The sequence below is a fragment of the Solibacillus ferritrahens genome (genome assembly GCF_037027585.1).
Lineage (GTDB): Bacteria > Bacillota > Bacilli > Bacillales_A > Planococcaceae > Solibacillus > Solibacillus ferritrahens.
Genome location: NZ_JAXCLE010000003.1, coordinates 123,339 through 149,701, shown reverse-complemented (window position 1 = coordinate 149,701; position 26,363 = coordinate 123,339). Strand labels below are relative to the sequence as shown.

Below are 26,363 nucleotides of genomic sequence, written 5' to 3'. Positions count from 1 at the left end.
CTTATCCCTCACCATTTAATTTGTATGTAAATAATAATAGCTTTTCATAACGTCGTTGTTCATAGATTAGCGCTTCTTTTCCTGCATCTGTAATGGCATAAATCTTTTTCTTTCGATTGTCTAAATCAACACCAACTACTTCAATTAACTTTTGTTTTTCAATATTTTTTAATACCCCATAAAGCGTTCCCGGTGCGATTTCATACTGCCCTTCGCTTACCTCTGAAATTGCTTTAATAATGCCATAGCCATGCGTTGGTTCTTTTATTAATGCTAATAAAATTAAATACGTTGGTTCTGATAAAGGAATCATAGGCCCTCCATATATTGACTGTCGATATATCGATATTACATATATTAAAATGTGTATATATCGAGTGTCAAGATATAATTAGCATATATTGTAAAACATTCAATTTTTTTAAACTTATATTTATCTTGTTTTAATGGTGGTAGCATATCCAAGTAACTGACAACTGCCCACAGCGCAAATATAAAAAAACCTTCCTAAGATATATCAGAAGGTAAGTAAAGGTATAGAATTTATCCCCAATTAATGAAATTCCGCCCCATCTACTATATAATGGAAATTACAAAACATAAAGGTTCATCACCATAACATGAGGTTGATTTTCTAATAAAATTTCACTTGAATAATTGATGGGCTACGGCAAGACAGCGCTAAAGCCGCTTGACGTGTCTTTATCACTGCCTTTATTGCCGTTTACGAGGCCCACCAATCCGAAAATTTTGATTTTGAAGCGTCCGTCCAACTTCGAGTGGACAAAACGCCTTAGTAGATAGAAAGTGCCTTATTTTAAATTTTTCAGTGCCCGCCTAAAATAAGGGAAGATTTTACCGTTATTTGAAGGATGCAGCTCATTTTGGGGTAAATAAGGGAACGTTTTACCGTTATTTCAAATAAAATCCTGAAATTTCATGTTTTTTAGGTCAATAACGGAAATTTCTCCCCTTATTTTGACTATTTTTTATGTCATTTTCGAAATAACGGAAATTCCTTCCGCTATTTATTTCATTAACAATTCAATCTACAAAGGCTTTGTAGCCACACCGCCCGAAATGCCTGCCCCGGAATGTAGTACAACAGACGCTTCAACGCGTTTTCCCGTAGCGAATCTTATTTTTTCAATAATGTCATCCCCAACTTATGGTGATGAACCAACATAAGGATTTTAGAAGGAGGACTACAGTGAATTTCCAAAACTTAAATTTATTCATCCTCGCCATCCCTATTGTTACTTCTTTTATTATTTCGATTGGCTTATATCTTTATTACAGAAAAAAACCGAAAGTTGATAAAGGTTTTAAGTTCAATTATTATGCCCTTTCATACCGCCGAAAATTTTGGCGTACTGTCTATTCGATTCCAATATGTATACTTTCAATCGGAGTCATTTATTTAATGCTAGGATTTTCTAGGTTGTTTATTTTCATAACATTTTTCATCACCATTTTATTTGCTATTCAAGCAACCTATAATTACGTCATGTGGAAAAGAGAATTAAAGCATTAATATGACACATTGTTCATTCGAAGTTTTGGGCAATGTGTTTTTTAGTTCCTTTTTGATTTGTATAGGTATTAGTTCTGTCAACTTTCTCTTTAAAAAGTACAATAGCTGATCAAGTTATATTTCTTTCCTTTACTTTTACTTTGGAACGGCTTATACTCAATTCACAACCATATATTGTGTTTTTTTATCACGGTACTACTAAATGTAGTTTAAAAGGGAAGTTTGGTGCAAAACCAACGCTGTCCCCGCAACTGTAAATGCTGACTGAAGACTAAAATTGCCACTGTGCCACGTGCATGGGAAGGTACGTCTGATGGATGACGCAAAGCCAGGAGACCTGCCGTGTTAAAACTACGTACATTTCTTCGGGGAATAGGAAATGGAGGCGCAATTTTTCCATTTACGTTTCCATTTCAGGCTATCCTTTTTTTCCCGGGATAGCCTTTTTATATTTTCTTTAGAACGTACAGCACAATAAATATCTTTATAGCGAGGGATTCTATTAATGAAACTTTATACGAAAACAATCTGTCCAAAATGCCTATGGGTAAAATCCGAACTTGATGCTGCGAACTTACAAGTCGAGATTATTAATATTGACCAGGACGAAACGGCAAAGCAAAAAGTACTCGATGCAGGCTTTCTATCTGTCCCTTTATTCGAAATCAACGGAGAATTTATCGCAGAGCCAACTTCCATTATTAACCGAATTTCTGAAATAACTGCATGATTATTTATGCTTCACGAACTGGCAATGTACGATACATCGTGCAAAAACTTGGCTTGCCTGCAAAGGATTTAGCCGATGTGGATAAAATCGATGCGCCGTATCTGCTATTTACATATACGGATGGATTAGGCTCTGTCCCCCCTATCGTCGATCAGTTCATGACTGCGAACTACAATCAATGCAAAGGAATTATCGTAAGCGGGAACCGTAATTTCGGTCATGCTTTTTTCGGCCGAGCAGGTGATCTTTTAGCAACAAAATACGGCATTCCGTTAATCGAGAAACTAGAATTACGTGGGACCCCATTCAATTACGAAACCATTAAAAATTACTATTATTCCATTTGGAAAGAGGTTTAATGATGAAACAATATTTAAAATTAAACAATGACATATTAAATCGTTACCGTGCTACGGGTGAACTGGATTTAGCAAAAGATAAAGAAGCAACACGCCGCTATTTCCTAGAAGACGTGAATGTCCGTTTACGCTACTTTATCGATATTGAGGAAAAAGTACGCTATTTAGTTGATGAAGGCTATTATGAAAAAGAATTTCTTGAAATGTACTCAATGGATTTTATTAAACGGATGTACAAAAAAGCGTATGCGTATAAATTCCGTTTCCCCTCGTTTATGAGTGCTTCGAAATTTTACGATAGCTATGCAATGAAAAGCAGAGACGGAAAAGAAATTCTTGAAAAATATGAAGACCGAATCGTTATTATTGCCCTTTATTTAGCACAGGGTGATGAAGCATTGGCAGAAAAGGCCATTAAAGCGGTCATGACTGCCTATCAGCCGGCAACACCTACTGCTTTAAACAGCGGGAAAAAAGCACGCGGTGAGCTTGTCTCATGCTTTAAACTGACGATGGACGACACGATGAATTCGATTGCCGAAAACATCGGCTATTGCCTGGAGCTTTCCCGATTAGGAGGCGGTGTCGGAGTAAACTTAACCGATCTGCGTCCTTTAGGTGATCCGATTAAAGGGATATTAAACCGTGCGAGCGGGGTAATGCCAGTTGCGAAACTGCTGGAAAACTCCTTTAGTTATTCGAATCAGCTTGGGCAACGAAATGGTTCTGGAGTCGTCTACTTAAATGTTTTCCACGGAGATATTGAGGCGTTCATCTCTTCCAAAAAACCAAATGCAGACGATAAAATCCGTCTTGCCACACTCTCAACAGGGATTATTCTTCCGGATATTTTCTTTGAACTGATGCGCCGCGATAAAGATATCGTCTTGTTTAGTTCTTATGACATTTATAAAGAATACGGAAAACGCATGTCGGAAATTTCGATTACGGAAATGTACTACGAGCTATTGGATAATCCGAACATCCGTAAACTGAAACGATTAAATGCACGTAAATTATATACGGAAATCAAAAAAGCTCAATTTGAATCGGGTTATCCGTTCGAAATATTTGATGATAATGTTAATAACGCTCATCCATTAAAGGAAATCGGTCGTGTGAAGATGTCCAATCTATGCACCGAAATACTTCAGTACCAACAAACAAGTGTTGTTACCGATCAAAATGAGCCGAATGAATATGGCCTCGATGTTTCTTGTAACCTAGGTTCAATTGACATTCATGAAGCAACGAAAGTTCAGGATTTCGGTCAGCTTGTCGATACAGCAATGCGTCTTTTGACGAATGTTTCAACTATGACAGATATCGTCAACGTTCCTTCTGTATCTAAAGCGAACAAAGTAATGCACTCTGTTGGATTAGGTGTTATGAACTTGCATGGACACCTCGTACAAAGCGGAATCCGTTATGGTTCCAAAGAGTCCATCGAATTTATCGATGCGTTTATGGAAGCATTGAACTATTACTCGTTAAAAGCATCAATGGAAATTGCGAAGGAAAAGAACGAAACATTTTACCGATTTGAGGAAAGCGATTATGCGAGCGGGGTTTATTTTGAAAAGTATATAAACAAAGAAGAAATAGAACTTACACCTGGTGTGATTAAAGCACTTGGGGCTACACCGATTATTACTCAAAATATGTGGCACCAGTTGAAGTCTGACGTATTGGAGCATGGGTTATTCCACTCCTACAGATTGGCGATCGCTCCGACAGGCAGTATCTCATACATCCGCAGCTGTACGGCTTCTATCTCCCCTGTTACGGAACGTGTGGAAGTACGTGACTATGCGGACAGCCGTACCATTTATCCGATGCCATTTTTAACAAATGACAATGAGGAACTCTATACAGAAGCCTATGATGTAAATCCGTATGAACTGATCGACCTTTACGCAGCCGCGCAAAAGCATATTGACCAAGGAATTTCCATGACACTTTACGTAACGGACCAGTGGAACACAGAACAATTAGCAAAAGCCTACATTTATGCGTGGACGCGTGGTATTAAAACCGTTTATTACGTACGCCAACGTTTACTTACAATTGAGGAGTGTGTCGCATGTCAAATTTAACGTATAAAGCGGTCAACTGGAATACCCCAACGAGTGAACTCGCACGTATTTTTTGGGATCAGCAATGGAAACAAATATGGTTCCCAGAGGAAATTGCAGTCAGTAAAGACGTCAAACAATGGAAGGAATTCGAGCACCAAGATACGTACAAAAAAGTGTTCGGCGGCCTGACATTGCTTGATACAGTACAAACGAACATTGGCATGAATGAAATCGCTAAGTATACACCTGATTTTCAGGAAAAAGCGGTATTAACAGTTTTCGGATCGTTTGAAGCGATTCACGCGAAGTCTTATTCGTATATTTTCACAACACTTTGTACAAATACGGAAATTGACGAAGTGTTCGATTGGGTGCAAAAAAATGAGTTTCTTCAATATAAAGCTAACCGTATTGGAGAAGTATATTCTGCTATAAAAGAAGATGACCCGGAAAGCTTATGGAAAGCGATGTACGCTTCAGTTATGCTGGAAAGCTTCCTATTCTATTCCGGCTTCTTCTACCCGCTTTATTTAGGCGGACAAGGTGTACTGCGAAATAGTGCGGAAGTAATTAGCTTAATCTTGCGTTAAATCGTGGCGCAAGTAAAACTCTTTGAATTCAAGGAACATCCTAACGTTAAGTCGAGGACAATCTTGAGCCAAGATTGATAGTTAAAAGGTTGAAATATATCAATAAGGTGCAACGATCATCGAAAGCACATGGTTTTACATGGAAGCGAGTAGAGTAGGGTACAAGTCAATAATGGTATCCGAAGCGGAGAGATATAGCAAAAGTTATATATGATATGATCTGATCTTATAAGAAATTATAAGCTGCATATAGCAGAAGTAAGAATGACGAACTTACTTGAACAAAATGGACGAATCAATCCACGGAGTAGCAGTCGGCTTTTTCGCCCAGAACATTTTCAAAACGTTCCCAACAGAAAAACAGCAGGAGCTAACTTTGTGGGGCTATGAATATTTACTCGATTTATATCAAAATGAAATGAAGTATACCGATGATTTATACGCAGAAACGGGACTTTCCCCTGAAGTGAAAAAATATGTGCGCTATAATGCAAATAAAGCGCTCATGAATTTGGGGCACGATACAATGTTCCCTGACGAGGAAGTCAACCCGATTGTCATGAACGGGATTTCCAATACAGGCTCAACATATGATTTCTTCAGCCAAAAAGGCGCGACTTATGCAGTTGCTAAAGTAGCCCCGATTACGGATGATACATTTAAATTTTAAATTTAAAACGCTATGGCTAACTTCTGCCATAGCGTTTTTAGTGATTTATATTAGGAAAAATTTTCAATTACAGTACAAATGGATAGATTATTTTAATTTGGGAATACTTTTATTAAAAATTAGCGGCTTAAATTAAGTTATCAAGCCACTTTTAAAGGAGAGAATAAAATGAAATTATTTAAATTAATACTTACAATGCCATTATTATTGGGATTATTGTACGCATGTAACAACGATGATACAAAGACAAATAAGGATGTTACAGGTAATAATAGTACTATTGATGAAACAACGAATAACAAAAATACCACTAATAACTCAGAAAATGAAAATGAACGTACTGGCATTAAGGTCGCAGATGTAAATTATGCTTTTACTGACTTTGATTTAGACGTAGAATATGCGAATCGAAATTCATATGATGTTGAATATGAGAACGATGGAAACAATATTTACGCAGAACTAGATGATGAAATTAAAGGTGTTGAGTATAAAGGTGATCAAGCCTATGATAATTTTGTCGATGCATTAAAACAGTTAACATTTGACGAAACTACTAGTGATGAGGATGTTCGTAAAGAAGTACTAAAAGCATTTGCTCTCGATGAAAACTATAAGTCCTTTGAGCTTGAAGTAAAATTCAAAAACGGGGAAATAAAACATTATCATCATAATAAATAATTGTGTGTAAAGAGGGTTTAAACCCTCTCTAGAACTCTTACCATAATGCACAAAAAATCGAATTGCATGATGCAGTTTCGATTTTTTGTGTGAACTAGAACTAATCTCTTACTTATCACATTACAGAAATTCTTAATTACCCTTTCCCCCACGAACTATCCAACCAATACCATTTAATATTTTGTCCAATCTAGATGTTACTAGCCCAATTATTTTTGATGCAAAAAAATATTACAAATAAAAAGGGAGGGTTATTAATGCACCCTCTAAATACTAGTGATGATTCATGAAATATAAAAACCAGACAGCATGATTTTGTTCGTCGGCAGCATTTGAACGAAATTGATGACTGATATAAGGAATATTTGTTTCTCTAGCTACTCGATGATAGAACTCTACTGCCTCTTGTTCATCATGAAATGCAGTGATGATGCCCTGCTTTAAATCAGTCGGTAATGGTTCAGATATTCGTGGAGAAGGTTGCTGCCCAGTAAGGCATGTGAAAATGTAAGAAAACCCATGATAATGACGCATTTCATCTTTTCTAATTTCAAGAATACGTTTTTTAATTTCATCATTAGGGGCAAGTTGGGCTAAATGTTCATAAAAACGTATGGCATTATATTCACCTTCAAGAGCTTTAGTGAGATTCATCACTATGCTGTTTAACGATGGTTGTATAACATATTGCAAAGATTTACTCCCTTCTTAACTTAACATCTTTTTAATTTGTTTTAATTCCTTTATTAAATAATCAATTTGCTTTTGTGTAGAATCCATCTGTTTTGATGAATCATATTGAGGTTGTGTACTTTGATTGTTCGATTTTTCCAATTCTTGTAGAGCAAGACCTGCAGCCAATGCTGCTAAACCATCTCCAAGCGTAGTAATGGTTGCTGCAATAAATGCAAGTCTAGCAATCTGAATATCTGTTGAATCAGAGGGTTGATTAGATTTATTTCTATGATCATTAATCGGCATATCCTCCTCATATTAACGGATGTAAAATTGCTTTAATTACAATATATGCAGAGAATAAATAGAATTCACTAAACAAAACATTCTTTAAAGATTCTTATTCAATTTAAGCCTCAATTTTTCATTGATGCGCCATTCGTTATGTATATAACAAGTCGTTCAAAATCCATTTCTTCACCTCACTTGACTATATAAAGATTGAACATGTGCTTTGGTTTTAAATTTTAATATTTACTACAAATATAAAAAAGCTACGACCATTTTGTGCCATAGCGTTCTGTTGATTATTAATGATACTTACTAATTTAAGTATTTAGCTTCTCTATTTCCGTTACAGCATTTTCGACCGTTGCCACTTCAATAAGCTCAATGTTAAGTTGATGTATGTCCTTTACTTCTCTCGCCTCTTTTGCATTTTCCTCTGGTATGAAAATATGCGAAAAACCGCTTTTTTCTGCAATGAGAATTTTAGCTTTCATAGAGCCAATTTCCTTCACATTCCCTTCCCCGTCAATCGCACCTGTTACGGCAATCGGTACGTTATTGTTGAAGCTGCCTTTTTCTGCGAGTCCGCTTAATACAGTAGCCAGTCCTGCACTGTCACCTTCAAAATCTTCTCTATTTAAAAAATCTTCAATAGCAGAAGAGGTTCCCGGCAGATAAGCCACAACATTTTCCTTCATCGTTTCAAAATGCTTCTCCGCGGGACGTATATAACTTAATAACTCATCATTTTTCGAAGTATAACGAATTTTATTTGTTACCATTTCCGCATCCAATACTTCTTTATCATTTGATAATTCTAGCGTCTTTATTAAGTAATCTAAATCATCAATATACGCCGCTTCGAAGATATCCACTGAAAGTATATGTATACCTGAATCTTCAACAATTTCAAAAGGCTCATTATAGGACGTTACGAAATAAGTATAGACTTCATAATTAATTAAGCGAGATTCAAATACGCATATTAAAGATATCACAAAAAAAATTCCCACAAAAATCTGCTTCTGCCTATTGTTGTTCCGGTAAAGATAAAATCCTAAAAGCGCGATTCCTAAGCCAGTTATTATCAAAATAAAAAACAGATAAATATTAATCTTGTCGAAATAATAGAGCAGTAAACCCAATATGTATAAAATGAACGGCAGAACTATTAGTGTAGCTCGTTTCAACCTCTCATCTCCCTTCTGCTAATTCTTAATAATCCAATTGGTCGTAAGTAGGCATTTGTTAGTTTTTAATAAATGTCTTAATAATGTGGCTTCAAACTTCTTCACATTCCATTCGTACCGATATTTCATATGCCATTCGTCTATTTCAATTTCATGTAATTCCTTTAACCATGCTAACAACTGTTCGTCTGTCAATCCTTTGTCCAGTAATGCATCAATTACCGGTAACATGCGCGCTTCCTCTTTATCAATAAAAGCATAGTCCGTATGCAGGCAGCTTTTTAAACTTTGCAATGCTTTATGACACAAATGTAAATCCTTCATAAGCGGGTGTGCAATGGCTTCAGCTAATAAGTCACTACCATGTGCAACCGCATGTGCCCAGCCTTTCGAATTGACGAACCCCCGATAATCCTTTTCAAGCTTTAAATAATCGACACTCCGTTGAATCGTCTCTAGAATAAGTGCTTCAGGCAATTTTCTGTTTTCACGATCTTTACCTAAAATAAGCGCGATGACAAGTGCTGAAAAAGATCGAGTAAATACATCATCCGAAGGATCGTTATGCGAAATATTTAAATAAAGATGCTCGTCATCCATGCATGTATTTAATAGTACAACTAATTGTTCCACCGTTAGTTTTTCGTTCAGAATTAATTCGCAAAATCCCCTATAAATTAGGTCATCACGTAAATAAGCATCCGGATTCCCGATATTTTGCAGCATGAATTGGAGCATTTCGTCTATATTGATTAGGTCTAAATTTATTTCTTCTTTTCTTACGATAGTTTCCAGATACTCTTTCATTCTTTATTCATTTCTCCTTTTAATAAGGCACATCATCCAGTTGAACCGGTGTTATAATACCTGTCTTCCAGTCATCATAGATAGCTGCATATAACACGCTATCTACAACCGTGCCGTCTTCATTTTCCCAGGCTTTTCGCAAGTAGCCCTCTTTTACAAATCCTGATTTAGTAAAGCATTTCCGCATTGGTACATTATCTGTTCTCGTATAAGCCTCAATCCGGATTTTCCCTTTTTCTCCAAATAAATAGTTTTGCAGCCAGCGTAAAGTTTGTACACCTGTTCCCTTTCCTCTTGCCTTGGGAGTTAACCGGATATCAAACAATGGAATCGAATCATCAATATCATCAATAATTACTAGCCCTACTTTTTCATGGTCGACTAAAATCCAAAATGTTTCGCGACCCTTTTCATAATAACCATTCGCTGCTTTTTCTTTTATTTCTGTAGGATTAACTACAGGGTTCGCAAAAAACGGCCATTCGTTGTTAGTAAGGAAATCCGTTAAATCTTGAACTTCTGAATTAAATCGTTGCATTTTAATAGTCATCTTTTGCATTCTCCTACATTAACTATTTACTGCTTATTTCAAAAAGCTTCTTCAATGGCTCCGGTATTTTCGCAACCTTTTTCTTTTCTAAATGATAAAAGCATCCGGATTGTTTGCCTGTACAATGGATATGTTTTTCTGTAGTAATTTCCAGCTCCATTTCCCAGCTGGATTGCCCGATTTTCACCATCCAACACCGTCCGACCGGTTTATCAAAAATTGTTAAAGGGGCTTTGTATTCTATTTCTGTTTTCATCAAAATTGGTGAAATTTGCACAGCCATCATTTCTGCTAATGGATAATGTTCGTTTAAAAAAGCCATACGTAAATCCTCAAACCATCGTACGTACACAATATTACTGACAATGCCCATCGCATCGATGTCATAGGCATTTATTTGAATTGGCTGTTCTGCTAATAAAGTACGCAATTCGTTTCCCTCCTTTATTTTTCCTCTTCAAATCGAATCATTGACCAAAAACCGATATCCTCAAATCCAATTCGTTTATAAATGCGCCCTGCTGCAGGATTGTCATAAAACAAACAAATCGATTTCCCTTCAGCAAGCAAGTCCCGACAAAGCTTTAGCATACAGTGTGTCGCATACCCTTTTTTTGCGTAACCCGGTCTCGTTCCAACCCCTACAATCATGGCAGACTGGGAATTTTCAGCGGTTGTCGATGCAGAGGACACCATAACCCCCTGTTCATCGCGGATAATATATGTACGTCCTGTTCTAAACTTTTCCGCGCGTTCTCTTCCTTCAATACTAAAAGTACCTGTTGAAAACTCAGGAATGGACTTGAGCATTTCAATATTTTCCTCATATTCATGCGGCTGTAAATACGTCACATTTGAAAAGTCCAAATCTGCAATCGGAACCGTCAATTTTGTACATTTTGCATAATACGTTTCACTATCCCGACGAATCCCGCGATTAATCCATTTTCGTAATGGAGCGACTAAATGCTGCAACCCCGAAATTTCAATAGGACCTTTGTTTATATTAATAATTTCTGCGAACCCTGCTGCATCATAGTCCCCTTCGCTATAGGGAATATAATTTTGATCGTAGCGCAGTAAAACCGCCATAAGCTGATCCTCTTCAAATTGTCCCCATAGCTCCTGAATATCCGATTCCATTCCATAAGCCTCTATATCACCAATAATAAATAAATTTTCTGCCGGCTTTTTTTCTACTAGTGCCATTGTTAGTTCGCGGTCATTATTTGTTAATTTTCTTATCATCATACTTACCCCCTATTTGATTAACTGCGTTTTCTAGCCTTTACGATAAACGTCGTAGGAAAGTGACTGGCTTTATGCAGTGAATAATATCTCTCGGAATACGTTACTTCTTCAGTTTTTGCTTGTTCAGGTATATCACTTTCGATAATCTCCACAAGTTCAAAGTTCGCCCGTAACAGTGCATTAATAAAGGTCGCCATTTTATATTTGGGTATTTGCATAGGCGCATCTTCCCCTTTAAATGTCGTCGTTTCAATATATCCTTCACGCTGGTAAGAATCGGTTAATAAAAACTGATGATCTCGGCACTTGATTTGGCTATAAAAAGGGTGCTCCCAACTGAAAACAAACTCGCCCCCATCTTTTAAGTAGCTATGTATCAGCTTAAACGTTGCGGACAAATCACTTGACCAGCCGATTGCATAAATGGAATACACTAAGTCAAAATAGTTTTTCGGTAAACCAATCTCCTGTTCCATTGGGGCTGTATGTAATGTTGCTTTTATACCATTTAACGTCGTTTGCGCCAGCTCTTTCTGCGCGCTCGAAAAATCGACTCCCCAAAGCTCCTTTGCTCCATTGTTATTCATATATAAAAGAGAATGCCCACTACCAAAGCCAATTTCAAGCACCTTCTTCCCTGCAACAGATCCGATTAAATGCAGCTCCTCTTCTGTTTGCGCTAAAGGCCCATAGCCCGGTAATGCGTCTCCCCCAGCAAAATGCTTCGCTACGATATCCCAGCTTTTTTTATTGTTTTCAATGATATTGTTCAAGCGATTGTCCCCCTTTATTTTTAAGAGAATTTGAATTATTCTTTATTAACATAATTTTCTAATTTAATAGTGATTTTGATTTTATCATTGAATCATTATTTTTTCTATATACATATTTTCCAAATCATGTCACATTTCCAACCACTAAATTGTCTAATGTTTATGAAAGGAGTGGTTTAATTGCAGCCAAAAATCATGACCATGACTAATGAAAAATTTTTAATACGTGAGATGGATGAACTCATTGAAGCGTACTATGACAAAATTTATAAATATTGCTTCAGCCTCTTACGAAATACATATGACGCTGAAGATGCCGTCCAAGAAGTTTTTATAAAGGCGATGAAGTACGGCAAATTAGCCTCGATTGAAAATCCGAATGCTTGGCTTTATAAAATTTCGTATTTTCATTGTCTCAATAAAATAAAGCGAAAAAAATTAAAGTCTTTCATTCCCTTTATTGAGCAGGAAACAACTACAGCAGTCTTTGATCACGACAATGATGATCAGCTTGAGTCAATACTTATCCATTTAAAGCCTGAAGAACGATCACTCCTGCTATTACGTGTAATTGAAAATTATAGTTTTGATGAAATCGGTCAGATTTTTGAAAAACCACCAGCAACAATCCGAAAACGATACGAACGTTTAAAAGTAAAAGTGAAAAATTTATTATAGAAGGGGTTGATTATATGAAAGATTTCGATACGTTTGAGAAAAAATTGAAGGAACAATACGAGCAAATCGAGAGCCCAAACAAACAGCGAGTTATTCAAAAAATCTCATCTCATAAAGATAAAAAGATAAGACGATTACCGACATTTGCTATGATTTGTTTCGGTTTACTTCTTTCCGTCGCAACAGTCGGTGCAATGAATTTCAATGGTTTGACGTTTTTTAATAAGAATGCATCTTCCGTTATTGAGATAGAAACAATGACAGATGAAGAAATGATTCCTCATCATCAGGCGGATGATATATCAATGAAAAATAGAAAGCTAATGGATCGATTAAGAAAAACAATTGAGCCTGGGAAATTTTTACACTTTTTAGATGTAGAGGCATATGAGCAATATGGTGAGCCCAATTTGTTCCATCTGCATAATTTTGATACGTTTCGCTCATTCGACTATTTACCTGTTGATATAACAGCTAGATGGACATTTCCAAAAACTATATTAGAACAATACGAATTTAAAGAAGGAAGATTAACGTATGATAGCCCTGAATCATCATACGAGAAAATGATGGAAATTGTAGAGCAGTTAAAACAGCAAGCGCATGAACAAAATCAACATTATGCGGTATTAGAAGGAGAGTTATTATCTTCCGTTCACTCTATATCATTACAATATGAATATAATGAATTTCCAATTATTAAGTTATTTAATATTGATATTCAAGTTATCAATAAGGGAATAAAAACAAACGAAGACCTGTCTAGTTTTATTAAATTGAATAATGTGCTGGAAACAGATGCTTATTATAGTGAAGAGCAAAAAAAGTTATTATTTGTTAAAGAAACTGCGGAGGAAAATTATTTAATATCAGTTTGGGATCCTTGGACTCCTGTTGTACCTGCAGAAAATGTGAGTGTACAAACTTTTATTGAAGTCGCAAAAATCTTTCACGATCTATAATTTCCGGCTTATTGTAAATTAACACCCCTGTTCTAATTAAAGGACAGGGGTGTTTTTCAATTCATTGGGGATTTAAACAGATGTTTTCCAAATCAATGTTAGGAAATGTAATATTATTTTTTATTAATCATAATTTCGGTAGTTTCCAGTCCTAATCGTTTTCTTAATTCTTCCGTTATTGAAAATGAAATAGTTGAACCTTTTTCTACATCTGCATATTTATGATGTACAGCAGTCACAACCGTGCCATCAGTAACGTAGGTTTCAGAAGGATTAGTATTCACATTTAAATGGTCTATATAATCCCCGCTAATTTGTCCTTGCATAAATATTTCTAGTGGCAAAATCGGATAATCCATTTGCCTTTCTACCAAAGAAATTTCAATCGTCTGATCTTGTATGTCGACTAAACCATTTGTCGGAACTGGTACCCCGTTAACTTCCAATTCATAATTCCATAAATTTATTGCTAAATCTTTTAATTCGGCATCACTATAATCTTTAATAAGGTCGTCAATCACTTGTTTATAATACGCCGCTTCCTCTTCTTTGTAGTTAAAATCCGTTTGAAGATTATCCAAAGTTGCCTGCAGTTCCTCATTCTGGACTTCCAATTTGTCGATTTGAGCATTGTTCTCGTCCAAAATTTGTGTGGACGTATCTTCATTTTTATTTGAACAACCAACGAGAATAAACATAAAACTTAAGCATACTAGGATTCTTTTCAATTATTTACACCTCCATCTATGATTTAAGGTTTTTGCTTAAGAAAACAAGTCTTTCAATTTCTTCAAACCCATTCTTCTTATAAAATGCTTCAGCTGGAATACCTCTATCAGTTAAAAGCGTGATGTTGCTTATATTATTTCCTAGAGATTTAATTAAATAATCCAACAACGCTTTACCAATTCCCCGATTTTGGCGTTCGGAGTCAACACACATTTCATGAATATAAAATTCATCCCCGCTCCACCATTTTCTTTGTACTCCCATTATAAAGCCCATTACTTCTTCATTTTCTTTTACGATAACCCCTAAAAATCCAGGTGTTTGATAAAAATCCAATAAATACTTTTGAGCTTTCGGAAATGTCCATTCATCATTCCACGGCTCATCATTAAACACTTTAATAAAAGTTTCAATACATTTAACTAAATCGGTTTCTTCCATAAGTTTAAATTCCAAAGTAAGTACCCCTTTATGTGATATTTAGAAATTGAAACATTATCGTATTTTTACGCTATAGAAGCGCATTGCCTTTGGGACACCTTCCATATCAAATATCCCATCGACGATTAAACGTCTGACGCGATATTCTATAAATTGATCGCCAACATATTGATCTAAATGACCAATTACTTCGCCGATGATTCTAGCTGATTTTATAAAGTCATTGTGCTTTTTCTCCTGATGGAGCTTCTTCACTGTCTGGATGATGTACTCATCGTAAAAAGTTTCGGAGACACTCATTATTTGATGACTTTTCCAAATGCGTAAAACTTCTTTCCCCTCACAAAGTTGCTCCCATTGCTGTTCAAATGCTTTACGTTCCCTTTGCGTCAGTGTATGACCCATCTTCTCGTTTTCATAAATTTGCTTTAATTGTTCACCTGAAAGCTCTCCCATATTTCTTGGTGTAAAATCGATTTCAGGTCTATCAAAATGAGCTTTATATGCCTCATTTGTTTGAATGATATAGATGTCGTTTGTTTTCTCTTTTAATAAATAGAGAACAAACCTTAATCCAGTTTGTTCATGTGCATTTTCTCCTGCCCAAATAATAATCGGATGGTGACTTGGGATTTTTTCGATTTCTAATAAAGTACGTTTAAAGTGATCTTCATAATTGAATAGCACCTCTTCATCAATATTTATATTTGTTCGTAACCATTCAAATCGATTAGTAATACCTTGTGCGTTATGTAAGTGCAAAATTGGACCAATTGAAAACAAATCGGAAAAGGTAATAATCCTTTCCTGCTGATCTAGTCCTAATTTTTTTAAAGCAATTTTTAAGCTTCCAGTTGGTGAATCGCCAAATACAATATGAGTAGTATGAAATTGTGTGTGCAGTTCGTTATTTGCTTGTTCTTTTTTGTAGGCTAATAGTTCGTTGTATGTTTTTTTAATATCTAAAAAGAATTGCTGTTCTGAATAACCCTTTCTTTCTTCAACTAATTGCATACGTAAAAAGAATTGAGCTAATAAAGATCTCAGTTCTTCATCCTCCAAGTGATTTAGCATATCTTTTATTTCATGAAACAAATAAATACCCCCTTTTCATTAAATTTTACCATTATTACAGTACCACTAGCGGTAAACATTAATATTTAAAGCTATTTACAACGCTTTTTGAAAATCGCTCATTTTTCTGTGCCCTAGCACAAAAGTGGTCGAGCAATTTACTTAAGCGCTTTTGTTCCTAAAAGGGAGTGGTTGATGAAGATAGAGGCAGATTGAATTGCGTAATGAGAAAAATAGAGGAATGAATTTCCGTTATTTCGAAAATAACATAAAAAATAGTAAAAATAAGGGAAGGAATTTCCGTTATTGACCTAAAAAACATGAAATTTCACGGTTTTATTTAAAATAACGGTAAAACGTTCCCTTATTTAACCTAAAAATGAGCTACATCCTTCAAATAACGGTAATATCTTCCCTTATTTTAGGAGGGCACTGAAAAACTTAATGAGGCACTTTCTATCTACTCAGGCGTTTTGAATGTGCTACACTAAATTGGAGCAGTGCTTTAGTGCTTTTGTTCCTTAACTTTATAACGAGGGCAAAACTTTGGGATTGGTGGGCCTCGCAAGCGGCAATAAAGGCAATGATAAAGACAAGTATAACGTGGCTTTAGCGCTGTCTTGCCGTAACTCATCAATCAATCAAGTAAAATTTCATTAGAAAATCTTCCCTATATTATGGTTAAAATAACTATTAAGAGGTGTTTCTACCAATGGCAATAGGAAAAACTTTAACAACAGCGCAGAATGAACAATTACTATCAACTTTAAAAGCCAGGTTCGAACAGCATATGGAGCGGCATCCGAATATTGACTGGGAAAATGTGCAGGCAAAACTGGAAGCAAATCCTGAAAAGCTTTGGTCTCTTCATGAAATGGAACGTACAGAGGGAGAGCCGGATGTCGTTGCCTATCATTATGAAACGGACACGTATACTTTTATGGACTGTTCGCCTGAAAGCCCTAAAGGTCGCAGAAGTATTTGTTATGACCTGGAGGCATTGAATGCGAGAAAGAAAAACAAACCGGAAGACAGTGCAATGAATATGGCGGCATCGATGGGCATTGAAATTTTATCAGAAGTCAAATATCGCTCATTACAGCAGCTTGGAAAATTTGATTTGAAAACTTCCAGCTGGGTTTTAACACCACCGGAAATACGTAAACTTGGAGGAGCGATTTTCTGCGATCGTCGCTATGATACGGTTTTCATGTATCATAATGGTGCAGACTCTTACTATAGTGCGCGAGGATTCAGAGGGGCGTTAACAATTTAATTTTTCCTAGTATATAAATGGGCTATCTAGTAAGCCCCTTTTTTTGTTAAAAAAATAATTTCCGGAATGCAGCTATCGTGCGGTCCTTTTGTTGCAATTACAGCAAAAAGCTATAAAGAGAATATCCCCTTATAGCTTTTGTTCACTTGATTTATTAATATTTACGCAGTCGCAATGGCTGCTCCTGTTTTGTCAGTTTTAGTAAATCATCGACTCGTTGGAACACATTTTCAATATGCTGTGTTTCTTTAGCTGCAATTTTCAAAACAAATCCTTCTTTATCTAGCTGTGAGTAGCCAATTTCACAGTCCGGATGGGTAACCTTGTGCAGTTCATCATAAAATGTATCTGCTAGCTTATCGACGCAAACAAAGGAACCGTAGTGTGTATAGTTACCAAGTTGCAGTAGATGCTGTTGCTGCCCTTTTTCCCAGCATAATCGATCTATATAAAATAATTTATCGTCACGTCTAATGGCCAGTTCGGTATAAAGTTCCTTATACGTAAACGGCTCTTTTGTCGGTGACCAACCGGGTGTCATTATTTCGCTATAATATAATGTACTTGTTTTGGCTAACTCGATTGTAGTCATTTGATGAAATGTTGCATGCTCATACAAAATAAGCGGGTCCTGCAACAGTGATAAATGGCTATGCTCACCAAGCTTTATACTCGTTGATACAACAGCAGGTGTCGTTCCTTTATACACTTTTGTCGCTGCCTGTGTCGTTAAGTAAAGACGCGTATTGTCTAACAGTTCGATTTGCTGTGTATATGTATCACCGCTCACATAACCACCACCGACATGCAGTAAGTAATAGAGAGGAGTACCGTTGCGCCATACAGGCTTTCCAAGCTTAAAGGCACCGCGCGCATAGCTCTCCTCAAAGAGCATGCGCCCATTTACATTTTTTAATCGTAAACGCAGCTCTCCTGTGCTCATGCTGGTGCAAGCCCTTCAAAAAACACTTCGCGCTTAATCCAGTTCACTACATCCTCCAAGCCTTCCTCATCCTTTAAGTTCGTAAAGAAGAAGTCCTTTTGCCCGCGTGTTGCAAGTGTATCCTCTTTCATCACTTCTAAGCTTGCTCCAACATATGGTGCTAAATCGGTTTTATTGATGATGAACAAGTCGGATTTAATCATTCCTTGTCCACCTTTACGAGGAATTTTTTCACCCTGTGCTACGTCAATAATATAAATCGAAAAATCGGCAAGCTCCGGGCTAAATGTTGCCGCTAAATTGTCGCCACCACTTTCTACAAAGATCAAATCTAAATTCGGATGCGCCTCATTTAGCTCATCAATCGCTGCAAAATTCATGGAAGCATCCTCCCGAATAGCTGTATGTGGGCACCCCCCCGTTTCCACACCAATAATACGGTCTTCCGGTAAAATCCCGTTTCTCATTAAAAATTTTGCATCCTCTTTTGTATAAATATCATTTGTGACAACAGCCATCTCATACATCCCATGCATTGCACGCGTTAATTTTTCAACAAGCATTGTTTTTCCAGCCCCTACAGGACCTCCAACACCGATTCTTACTGGATTTTTTTTCATACTAATTCCTCCTCAGCTCATAAATAATCGTACAGGTATGTGCTCATGCTGCATTTGCTTTATTTCAAGCATTGGTGATGTGCACCCTACATGCTTTTCTGTTAATTGCATAATCTTCGTGATACTTTCGGTACACTTTTCCACTGCAAGCTGAAACATTTTTTGACCGTCTGTTTGCCCGAGTGGAATGGCGCGTACCGCATTTTGAATAATGGTAGAACATGCTGTATACATAATCGTTTGCACTGCAATCTCTAGAGGAAACTTTAGTTCAAAAAGTAAAATTGCCTGACATATACTGCTATGGCCGTGCGCCTTCTTTTGCTGAATGGCTGCTGCATAGTCATTTAATCGTGTCTCAGGATAGAGCGCACGGTACAGGCGTAGCATTTGCTGACCGATACGCTGTGCTCCAAGTCTAGATTCTGATGCACTCGCTGAACAATACAACACTTCATCAAGTGCTAGCACCTTCTCCCATGCCCCGTCTGCTAAATAGTCGTACACTAGCCTTGCACTCAAACCGTCTGCATAGCAAAGCTGCTCAATATAGCCTTCTAAAAATGACTGGAACTGCATGCTATCCTTTATATGCTCCTGTTGCACAAACGTTTCCATCCCAAAGGAATGTGAAAACGCGCCTGAAGGGAAATTCGAATCTGTTAGCTGCATGAGCAGCAAAAAGTTGTGCATATTAATGCCCTATATGGCGGAATGCTTTTTTCATTTTACGTTCCTCGCGCTTAAACGGGATGCCTAGCTGTGTCAGCAGCTCTTCTACTAAGTAATCGTACTGTACAAACATTTCTTCCCCTTCAAATTGTGCCGGTAAGTGACGGTTGCCTAGTTGATGTGCGATATCGCCCATTTCCAACATAGAGCGTGGCTGAATTGAAATAACATCATCCTTATTCGTATAAATGACAATCATATTTTTTTCGTCCTTATACAACACATCCCCGTCCTCTAAATCGCTATGTCCGTCGAGGCGGATGCCAATTTCTTTTCCGTGATCTGTTTTCACACGCATAATACGTTTCACTAAATCCTCACTGTTTAAATAAATTTTCTCTACATGCCCACTTCGTAAATCATCCTTATAAATATTGCCTAGTACTTTTTCGATAATCATATTTTTTCCTCCTCTTAAAATAAAAAGTAGCGCTGTGCCATTGGAAGGCTCTCGGCTGGTTCACATGTAATTAACTCCCCGTCTATCATTACTTCATAAGTTTGCGGGTCTACATCGATCAAAGGTGTTTCATTATTTAGCTGTAAATCACTTTTTCGTAGCTGTCGAATGTTAGAAACTGCTGTCACCTTTTTTTGAAGGCCAAGCTTTTGAGGGAGCTGCTGCTCAATCGCCACTTTTGACATAAAGGTGATCGCTGTGTCATGTACCGCCTTGCCATATGCCCCAAACATTTGACGGTAAAGCGCTGGCTGCGGGGTTGGGATAGAAGCATTTGGATCCCCCATAATGCTCGCAGCAATCATGCCACCTTTAATGATAATTTCTGGCTTAATACCAAAAAATGCAGGCTCCCATAGCACTAAATCAGCAAGTTTCCCTTCTTCAATCGAGCCTACCTCATGGCTAATTCCATGTGTAATCGCCGGATTAATCGTATATTTTGCGATGTAACGCTTCACGCGGAAGTTATCAGCCGTCGTCGTTTCTTGTGGTAATGCCCCGCGCTGCTCCTTCATTTTGTGCGCAGTTTGCCACGTCCGTATAATTACTTCTCCGACACGTCCCATCGCCTGCGAATCCGAGCTAATCATCGAAAACACACCGATATCATGTAAAATATCCTCAGCGGCAATCGTTTCCTTACGAATTCGAGAATCTGCAAAGGCAATATCCTCTGGAATGGCTGGATCTAAATGGTGACACACCATTAACATATCTAAGTGCTCTTCTAATGTATTAATCGTATACGGGCGAGTCGGATTAGTAGAGGATGGTAATACATTCGGGAAGCTCGCCATTTTAATAATATCCGGCGCATGCCCACCACCCGCACCTTCTGTATGGTACGTATGAATAACCCGGTCACCAATCGCGGCAATTGTATCCTCTACAAAGCCTGCCTCATTTAATGTGTCGGAGTGAATCGCTATTTGAACATCATACTGGTCTGCTACCTTTAAGCTTGTATCAATTGCAGCAGGTGTTGTTCCCCAATCTTCATGAAGCTTCAGTCCAATTGCACCCGCCTCGATTTGCTCAATGAGCGGCGCTTCACTTGAAGCATTTCCTTTACCTAAAAAACCAAAGTTCATCGGAAATTGTTCGACAGCCTTCAGCATTTTATGTAAATAAAAACTTCCGGGTGTACATGTTGTAGCATTCGTACCGGTAGATGGACCTGTCCCACCACCAATCATTGTCGTCACGCCACTATGCAGCGCAGTTTCGATTTGGTCTACACATATAAAATGAATATGTGCATCAATCCCTCCTGCTGTGACAATCTTCCCCTCTGCCGCAATAATGTCTGTAGAGGCACCGATTGTCATTGTGACACCGTCCATTAAAAGTGAGTTGCCCGCCTTTCCGATATTGGCAATGCGCCCGTTTTTTACACCGATATCTGCTTTATAAATGCCGGTATAGTCAATAACGACAGCATTTGTCAGCACCAAATCCATACAATCTGCCTCTACAGCAAGCGGATGCTGCCCCATACCATCCCGAATTACCTTACCACCGCCAAACTTTACTTCATCACCATACGTTGTATAGTCTTGTTCAATTTCAATCCAAAGGTTTGTGTCAGCTAATCGAATCTGATCACCTGTTGTCGGTCCAAACATATCAGCATATTGTTCACGCGGAATACGCAGCATTACATTCCCTCCTTCATCGAACCATTTGTTTTATTATTTAAACCGTACGCCTCTTGATTGCCGCCAAACGTCACAAGATCGACTGTTTTTTTATCACCTGGCTCAAAGCGTAATGCTGTGCCTGCCGGAATATTTAAGTGATAGCCAAATGCCTCCATTCGATTAAATTCAAGCTGTGCATTGACCTCATAAAAATGAAAATGTGAGCCGATCTGTACGGGACGATCTCCGTTATTTACAACTGCTATGCTTTTTATGCTGCGGTTTACATTTGCTACAATATCGCCTTGTGCCAATCTAATTTCTCCTGGTATCATAAAAAATCCCTCCTATTGAATTGGATGATGTACTGTGACAAGCTTTGTACCGTCTGGGAAGGTCGCCTCTACTTGGATGTCATGAATCATTTGTGCAATCCCTTCCATTACATCATCTTGGCGTAAAATATGACGGCCACTATCCATGAGCTCTGCTACGGTCTTACCGTCTCGTGCTCCTTCTAAAATCTCATACGTAATAATAGCGATTGCTTCAGGATAATTTAGCTTCAAGCCGCGCGCTTTACGGCGATAAGCTAAATCAGCAGCCACGACAATCATTAATTTTTCTTGTTCTCTATTCGTTAATTTCACATTTATCGCTCCCCTTTGAATGAATGGTAATTGGATAGAGTAACGGGTCATTTTCCATGACTCCAATGCGCTCCGTTTCCATTTCCAATATAAAGTGCATACTAATTGTTTGATAATCAGTAAATACCGTTGTAAAAGCCTTGATGCTGCCCCAGTACTCACAGCGCTTTATAATCTCGCTAAATCGTGATTCCAACGCTTCTTTTGATAATTGAATGGAGGCATATACGACATCCTTTTCATCTAATTGATTTATTAATGTTTCTCTGACGATGCTTCGGATGGCATGGGACCTATTTTGAAATCCCTTTTGAAGAACAAAATCATCGAGCTGTTTTAATAATGTCGGCTCCATAGATACACCAAATCTTTTTAACGTATCACACATCTAAATCCTCCCATCTCCAATCCTCAATATTCCACATGATGCCAAAGCCGTTGTGCCCTAGTATTCTATTACTTGTACCGACCAGCTTGTCTGACATCGCATAAATACCATCTACATAGACTAAAAAGCTAAACACCATTTCATCCGCTAAATGCTGCTGGAACGTATTATAATTCTCTATACGCTCCCCCCTTGTCCCACCTTTTGCATTCTCTAACGCTTCATCGATCTCGGGATTATTAACCAATGCATAGTTATAGCCTGCTGGTGCATGCTCCGTACTATGGAACACTCGATACGTATGGGTATCCGGATCGTCTTCACTGCCCCAGCCAATCATAAATGTATCCTCAGCTTCAATCGCAATATTTGACCAGTCCTTTGTTTGCAGGATCGCATTGACACCTTTTGCTTGTAGCTGCTCGACAATGACCGTTGCTAAAGACACACGTACAGCATCCGTAATCGGTGCTACGACATTAAACTGTAGGACCTCACCTTCATTCTCGAAATATTTCGTCTCTTTTTTATAGCCTGCTTCTTCTAAAAGCTTCGTTGCTTGTGCAACGTCTAATCGGTACACATCAGCATCCGCACGTGCAAAGCTGCGCTGCAACGGTCCAAATGCTTGCTCACCTGTACCATGTAAAACTAGCTGAATTAGTTGCTCCCGATCAATCAAGTGATTAATCGCCTTACGTACACGTTCATCCGCTAATTGTGCATGGTGCTGATTAAACTGCAATGCACGATAATCAGCGGTTTGTAAAGTTTTCACCTCCACATGCTCATACGCTTCTACCGCTTCCTTTTGCTGGGGTGTAATTTGTGCGATATGTAAGTCACCCGATTTTAAGCGTAAAAGCTTTGCATTTTCATCTAGTTTTGTGAAAACTATAATTTTTTCAATTTCAGGCGTTGTACCGTAAAAACGTTCATTTGCTTCAAAAGTCAACACATCATCAGCACTCCAATTTTTTAGTACATATGGTCCGTTTCCTACAGGTGCTGTATTTTGTGGGGCTGTTAATATATCTTGCCCTTCATAAATGTGCTGTGGGAGTAATCCAACTTTTAGCTTATGTAATAACGTAGGCGTCGGCTCATTTACGATGATTTGTACTGTGTGTTTATCGACTATTTCTACACCTACAACCGTTTGAAAATCGCTAAAATACGGCGATGCTACTTCAGGTGTTTTGATTTGTTCGAGTGTAAATTTCACATCATCCGCCGTAATTGGCCGCCCGTCATGCCAAGTTGCTTCATGTAACATAAATGTATAGGTCAATTCATCTTCAGAAAGGGTAACGCTTTTTGCTACATCACCTACCACATCGTTTGTTTCTGTTTGTTTCATTAAACCTCTATACACAAGAGACTGAAGTTCACTATGTCCCTCTTCCGTTAAGATTGGGTTTAAATGCTCGATTGATTTCGTAATACCGTAGCGCAGTACATTTTCTGTTGGGTTACTATTCGCTGTGTTAGATGCTGTGTTACACGCTGTTAGCATGAGACACATAATGATTAGTAGAATAACTTTTTTCATTGTGATGCTCCTTTACGGTCTGACGTTCTACAATGTATTGTTTTGATGCGTAGGTACTTAACCAAGCCTCATCATGGCTGACTGCAACAATCGTTAAGCCTTTCTTAACAAATTGAAGTAAAATGTCGGTAATCGCCTCCGTTGTCTGCTCATCTAAACTAGCAAAAGCTTCATCTAATAGAAGTAACTTTGGGCGCTTAAGTAGCACGCGGAACAATGCAAGCTTTTGACATTGTCCTCCCGATAACGTAGATACCTTTTGTTTTAAAAGTGCAGGCAGTAGCTGTAACTGCTCAAGTAGACTGATACACTCCTCTTTAGTGCAGTCGGCTGCCTGCTGTGCTTCGCGTATAACTTGTGCGACAGTCCATTTAGCAGGGAGACTTTCTGTATAACTTTGTGGTACATATTGAATGCTTGTTCTTACTGCTTCCCCTTTAAATACAAGCTGCGCTAGCAGTACTTGTAAAAAGGTCGTCTTCCCACTGCCGCTTGCACCACAAACACCGACGATTTCACCTTGCTGACAAGAAAAGTGTTCAATCTTTAATACTGGTGTTAAACGTTTCCGCCAAAAGCCACCTGTTTGTCGATAGGCGACCCCGTCCAGCCTGCAGCATAGTAAGCTTTTTTGCTGGAATCTCATCGGTTTTATTTGAGGCTTCGGCTGCTCAAGAAAAGATGTGAGTTTCTGATTCTCAAGCTTTAAAAATTGGGATGCAAATTCGCTGTACCACTTAACTTGATGAGTGATAACGAGAATAGCCATCCCTGTTGCGCATGACTCCTCCCAAAAGGATAAAGTTTTAGAAATAAATGCCTCATTTAATGCAGCGGTCGGCTCATCGGCTATTAATAGCTTCGGCTGCTGACAGTGCGCTAAAATAAGCTGAATTCGCTGCAGCATGCCCCCTGAACATTCATATGGGTAGTAGCGTAAACAAGATATTGGCAACTCAAATAAGTCAAAATAATCAGTAATTTCAGTCCAGAACTGCTCTTTTTCGATGCCTTTTGAAAGACGAATATCTTCAAAATGTTCTCTTACCTTTTTTAAAGGGTTAAAGCTTTGCTCTGCATGCTGCGGTAAAAGGACGACATCATCTTTTGTAATTTCTGTTGCTACTTCATCGCCACCTTCGTAAAGTGCTTTAGCTAGAATCGTTTTACCAATCCCACTTTTCCCTGTAAGGACGATTTTGTCGCCCGCCTTGATGTGAAATGTTGCGTTTTTCACGATGCAATTTCCTTCGCAAAAAACGGAAAGTCCCGTTACGTGCAGCATCTTTTGCACCTCCTTCAAAGTGTTTCTTTTCAGATGTAGCAAATACAAAGTAATAGCGGCAATAAAAAGTCCCGGAAATAAAATATTCCACCATGCACCTAGTAAAAAGTAGCTTTGCGCATCCATGAGTAAATTGCCGAGCGTCGGTGTATTCACTGCGAGTCCAAAGCCTAAAAAGCTAATTGTAGCTTCTGCAAATAGCACATGAATCGCCTCATGAATGACTGTGATACCTAAAATAGGATAGATAGCAGGGATATAATAGCGCTTTAAACGATGCCACCTCGTTGTTTCAATTTGCTTTGCCATTAGGATATATGGCTGCTGCTTCTCTTGTAGTAATTGCATACGTACTTGTCGGGCAATCGTCATCCAGCTACATAAGCCAATAATGATCGGAATCGTCCATAGTGTAGGCTTTACGAGTGAGGCGACGAGCAAAATATAGACAATGGACGGCAAGCTGTTCATAAAATCAAGTACAAGAATAATTTTATCTCCAAGCCATTTTGGGGCTAGGCTACTCAATACACCTACGCTCACCCCAATAACTAATACGACGCTTATCGCAATTACTATCATTAAAATAGAATATCCTGCACCGGCTATCGTTCTACTAAATACATCTCGTCCAAATGCATCTGTGCCAAAGAAATGTGTGATGGACGGTGCTACGTTATTTTCACCTATATACATTTCATATGGATTTCCCTTTAATACTATTAGCCCTACTATAATAATGATTATTAACATG

Annotated in this window: 31 protein-coding genes and 1 riboswitch; of the genes, 9 read left to right on the top strand and 22 right to left on the bottom strand. The window is 38.0% G+C overall.

Annotated elements, in window-relative coordinates:
- Position 1: 1 nt before the first annotated feature.
- Entirely contained in the window at positions 2-313 is a 312-nt protein-coding gene (locus tag SNE38_RS04715; RefSeq protein ID WP_336045969.1) for a PadR family transcriptional regulator, read from the bottom strand.
- Between the two features lie 1,394 nt (positions 314-1,707).
- Positions 1,708-1,893, top strand: a riboswitch (cobalamin riboswitch).
- Between the two features lie 146 nt (positions 1,894-2,039).
- Between SNE38_RS04715 and SNE38_RS04710 the strand changes: the two genes are divergently transcribed.
- The 6 genes from SNE38_RS04710 (at position 2,040) to SNE38_RS04685 (ending at position 6,642) form a co-directional block, all read left to right on the top strand.
- On the top strand, positions 2,040-2,264 hold the full coding sequence (locus SNE38_RS04710; protein WP_191703142.1) for a glutaredoxin family protein: 225 nt from the start codon (positions 2,040-2,042) through the stop codon (positions 2,262-2,264).
- Positions 2,261-2,623 carry a class Ib ribonucleoside-diphosphate reductase assembly flavoprotein NrdI gene (gene nrdI / locus SNE38_RS04705; protein WP_191703141.1) on the top strand — a complete coding sequence of 121 codons (363 nt, stop codon included), beginning with the start codon at positions 2,261-2,263 and terminating at the stop codon, positions 2,621-2,623. The genes SNE38_RS04710 and nrdI overlap by 4 nt, the downstream gene beginning before the upstream one ends.
- 2 nt (positions 2,624-2,625) lie before the next feature.
- Positions 2,626-4,719 carry a class 1b ribonucleoside-diphosphate reductase subunit alpha gene (nrdE, locus tag SNE38_RS04700; protein ID WP_336045968.1) on the top strand — a complete coding sequence of 698 codons (2,094 nt, stop codon included), beginning with the start codon at positions 2,626-2,628 and terminating at the stop codon, positions 4,717-4,719.
- On the top strand, positions 4,707-5,291 hold the full coding sequence (locus SNE38_RS04695) for a ribonucleotide-diphosphate reductase subunit beta (RefSeq protein ID WP_225223689.1): 585 nt from the start codon (positions 4,707-4,709) through the stop codon (positions 5,289-5,291). Before nrdE ends, SNE38_RS04695 begins: the two co-directional genes overlap by 13 nt.
- A 286-nt stretch (positions 5,292-5,577) precedes the next feature.
- Positions 5,578-5,961, top strand: coding sequence for a ribonucleotide-diphosphate reductase subunit beta (locus tag SNE38_RS04690; protein WP_225223701.1), 384 nt, complete (start codon positions 5,578-5,580; stop codon positions 5,959-5,961).
- A 195-nt stretch (positions 5,962-6,156) separates the two neighbouring features.
- On the top strand, positions 6,157-6,642 hold the full coding sequence (locus tag SNE38_RS04685; protein ID WP_336045967.1) for a YusW family protein: 486 nt from the start codon (positions 6,157-6,159) through the stop codon (positions 6,640-6,642).
- Between the two features lie 273 nt (positions 6,643-6,915).
- On the opposite strand, the gene SNE38_RS04680 is transcribed toward SNE38_RS04685, so the two are convergent.
- The 8 genes from SNE38_RS04680 to SNE38_RS04645 form a co-directional block, all read right to left on the bottom strand.
- Positions 6,916-7,335: a ferritin-like domain-containing protein gene (locus SNE38_RS04680; protein WP_336045966.1), complete on the bottom strand. Its 420-nt coding sequence runs from the start codon at positions 7,333-7,335 to the stop codon at positions 6,916-6,918.
- A gap of 15 nt (positions 7,336-7,350) precedes the next feature.
- On the bottom strand, positions 7,351-7,623 hold the full coding sequence (locus SNE38_RS04675) for a translation initiation factor 2 (protein WP_336045965.1): 273 nt from the start codon (positions 7,621-7,623) through the stop codon (positions 7,351-7,353).
- A 302-nt stretch (positions 7,624-7,925) separates the two neighbouring features.
- Positions 7,926-8,603 (bottom strand): S16 family serine protease, encoded by a 678-nt coding sequence (locus SNE38_RS04670; RefSeq protein WP_336045964.1) that lies wholly within the window; start codon positions 8,601-8,603, stop codon positions 7,926-7,928.
- A gap of 210 nt (positions 8,604-8,813) precedes the next feature.
- The gene (locus SNE38_RS04665; protein ID WP_336045963.1) at positions 8,814-9,602 is read right to left on the bottom strand and encodes a DUF2785 domain-containing protein; all 789 of its coding nucleotides are present in this window, start codon (positions 9,600-9,602) and stop codon (positions 8,814-8,816) included.
- A gap of 19 nt (positions 9,603-9,621) precedes the next feature.
- On the bottom strand, positions 9,622-10,152 hold the full coding sequence (locus SNE38_RS04660; protein WP_336045962.1) for a GNAT family N-acetyltransferase: 531 nt from the start codon (positions 10,150-10,152) through the stop codon (positions 9,622-9,624).
- Between the two features lie 22 nt (positions 10,153-10,174).
- Positions 10,175-10,582: an acyl-CoA thioesterase gene (locus tag SNE38_RS04655; protein WP_336045961.1), complete on the bottom strand. Its 408-nt coding sequence runs from the start codon at positions 10,580-10,582 to the stop codon at positions 10,175-10,177.
- A gap of 14 nt (positions 10,583-10,596) precedes the next feature.
- Positions 10,597-11,400, bottom strand: coding sequence for a GNAT family N-acetyltransferase (locus SNE38_RS04650; protein ID WP_336045960.1), 804 nt, complete (start codon positions 11,398-11,400; stop codon positions 10,597-10,599).
- Between the two features lie 20 nt (positions 11,401-11,420).
- The gene (locus SNE38_RS04645) at positions 11,421-12,176 is read right to left on the bottom strand and encodes a class I SAM-dependent methyltransferase (RefSeq protein WP_336045959.1); all 756 of its coding nucleotides are present in this window, start codon (positions 12,174-12,176) and stop codon (positions 11,421-11,423) included.
- 195 nt (positions 12,177-12,371) lie between these two features.
- Between SNE38_RS04645 and SNE38_RS04640 the strand changes: the two genes are divergently transcribed.
- Positions 12,372-12,854 carry an RNA polymerase sigma factor gene (locus SNE38_RS04640; protein ID WP_336045958.1) on the top strand — a complete coding sequence of 161 codons (483 nt, stop codon included), beginning with the start codon at positions 12,372-12,374 and terminating at the stop codon, positions 12,852-12,854.
- 14 nt (positions 12,855-12,868) lie between these two features.
- Positions 12,869-13,816, top strand: a complete 948-nt coding sequence (locus tag SNE38_RS04635; RefSeq protein ID WP_191703129.1) for a hypothetical protein — start codon at positions 12,869-12,871, stop codon at positions 13,814-13,816.
- A gap of 113 nt (positions 13,817-13,929) precedes the next feature.
- Here the strand turns inward: SNE38_RS04635 and SNE38_RS04630 are convergent, their stop codons facing one another.
- Genes SNE38_RS04630 through SNE38_RS04620 form a run of 3 tightly spaced genes read right to left on the bottom strand, consistent with a single transcriptional unit; the run spans position 13,930 to position 16,081 of the window.
- Entirely contained in the window at positions 13,930-14,514 is a 585-nt protein-coding gene (locus SNE38_RS04630; protein ID WP_336045957.1) for a hypothetical protein, read from the bottom strand.
- Between the two features lie 46 nt (positions 14,515-14,560).
- Entirely contained in the window at positions 14,561-15,001 is a 441-nt protein-coding gene (locus SNE38_RS04625; protein WP_191703127.1) for a GNAT family N-acetyltransferase, read from the bottom strand.
- 39 nt (positions 15,002-15,040) lie between these two features.
- The gene (locus SNE38_RS04620; RefSeq protein ID WP_191703126.1) at positions 15,041-16,081 is read right to left on the bottom strand and encodes a DUF1835 domain-containing protein; all 1,041 of its coding nucleotides are present in this window, start codon (positions 16,079-16,081) and stop codon (positions 15,041-15,043) included.
- Positions 16,082-16,772: 691 nt separating this feature from the next.
- On the opposite strand from SNE38_RS04620, the gene SNE38_RS04615 reads away from it, so the two are divergent.
- Entirely contained in the window at positions 16,773-17,336 is a 564-nt protein-coding gene (locus tag SNE38_RS04615) for a DUF4256 domain-containing protein (RefSeq protein WP_336045956.1), read from the top strand.
- 154 nt (positions 17,337-17,490) lie between these two features.
- Here the strand turns inward: SNE38_RS04615 and SNE38_RS04610 are convergent, their stop codons facing one another.
- Genes SNE38_RS04610 through SNE38_RS04565 form a run of 10 tightly spaced genes read right to left on the bottom strand, consistent with a single transcriptional unit; the run spans position 17,491 to position 26,362 of the window.
- Complete coding sequence (locus SNE38_RS04610; protein WP_191703124.1) at positions 17,491-18,279, bottom strand: urease accessory protein UreD; 789 nt, start codon at positions 18,277-18,279, stop codon at positions 17,491-17,493.
- A complete protein-coding gene (gene ureG / locus SNE38_RS04605) occupies positions 18,276-18,899 on the bottom strand; it encodes an urease accessory protein UreG (protein ID WP_191703123.1) in 624 nt (207 codons plus the stop codon). Before ureG ends, SNE38_RS04610 begins: the two co-directional genes overlap by 4 nt.
- Positions 18,900-18,911: 12 nt before the next feature.
- On the bottom strand, positions 18,912-19,592 hold the full coding sequence (locus SNE38_RS04600) for an urease accessory protein UreF (RefSeq protein ID WP_336045955.1): 681 nt from the start codon (positions 19,590-19,592) through the stop codon (positions 18,912-18,914).
- Position 19,593: 1 nt separating this feature from the next.
- A complete protein-coding gene (ureE, locus tag SNE38_RS04595) occupies positions 19,594-20,031 on the bottom strand; it encodes an urease accessory protein UreE (protein WP_191703121.1) in 438 nt (145 codons plus the stop codon).
- A 14-nt stretch (positions 20,032-20,045) separates the two neighbouring features.
- Positions 20,046-21,752 carry an urease subunit alpha gene (ureC, locus tag SNE38_RS04590; protein ID WP_336045954.1) on the bottom strand — a complete coding sequence of 569 codons (1,707 nt, stop codon included), beginning with the start codon at positions 21,750-21,752 and terminating at the stop codon, positions 20,046-20,048.
- Positions 21,752-22,069, bottom strand: a complete 318-nt coding sequence (locus tag SNE38_RS04585) for an urease subunit beta (protein WP_336045953.1) — start codon at positions 22,067-22,069, stop codon at positions 21,752-21,754. Before SNE38_RS04585 ends, ureC begins: the two co-directional genes overlap by 1 nt.
- 12 nt (positions 22,070-22,081) lie before the next feature.
- Entirely contained in the window at positions 22,082-22,384 is a 303-nt protein-coding gene (locus SNE38_RS04580; protein ID WP_336045952.1) for an urease subunit gamma, read from the bottom strand.
- Entirely contained in the window at positions 22,368-22,772 is a 405-nt protein-coding gene (locus tag SNE38_RS04575) for a hypothetical protein (RefSeq protein WP_336045951.1), read from the bottom strand. Before SNE38_RS04575 ends, SNE38_RS04580 begins: the two co-directional genes overlap by 17 nt.
- Positions 22,765-24,324 (bottom strand): ABC transporter substrate-binding protein, encoded by a 1,560-nt coding sequence (locus SNE38_RS04570; protein ID WP_336045950.1) that lies wholly within the window; start codon positions 24,322-24,324, stop codon positions 22,765-22,767. Before SNE38_RS04570 ends, SNE38_RS04575 begins: the two co-directional genes overlap by 8 nt.
- On the bottom strand, positions 24,272-26,362 hold the full coding sequence (locus tag SNE38_RS04565) for an ATP-binding cassette domain-containing protein (RefSeq protein WP_336045949.1): 2,091 nt from the start codon (positions 26,360-26,362) through the stop codon (positions 24,272-24,274). Before SNE38_RS04565 ends, SNE38_RS04570 begins: the two co-directional genes overlap by 53 nt.
- Position 26,363: the final 1 nt, after the last annotated feature.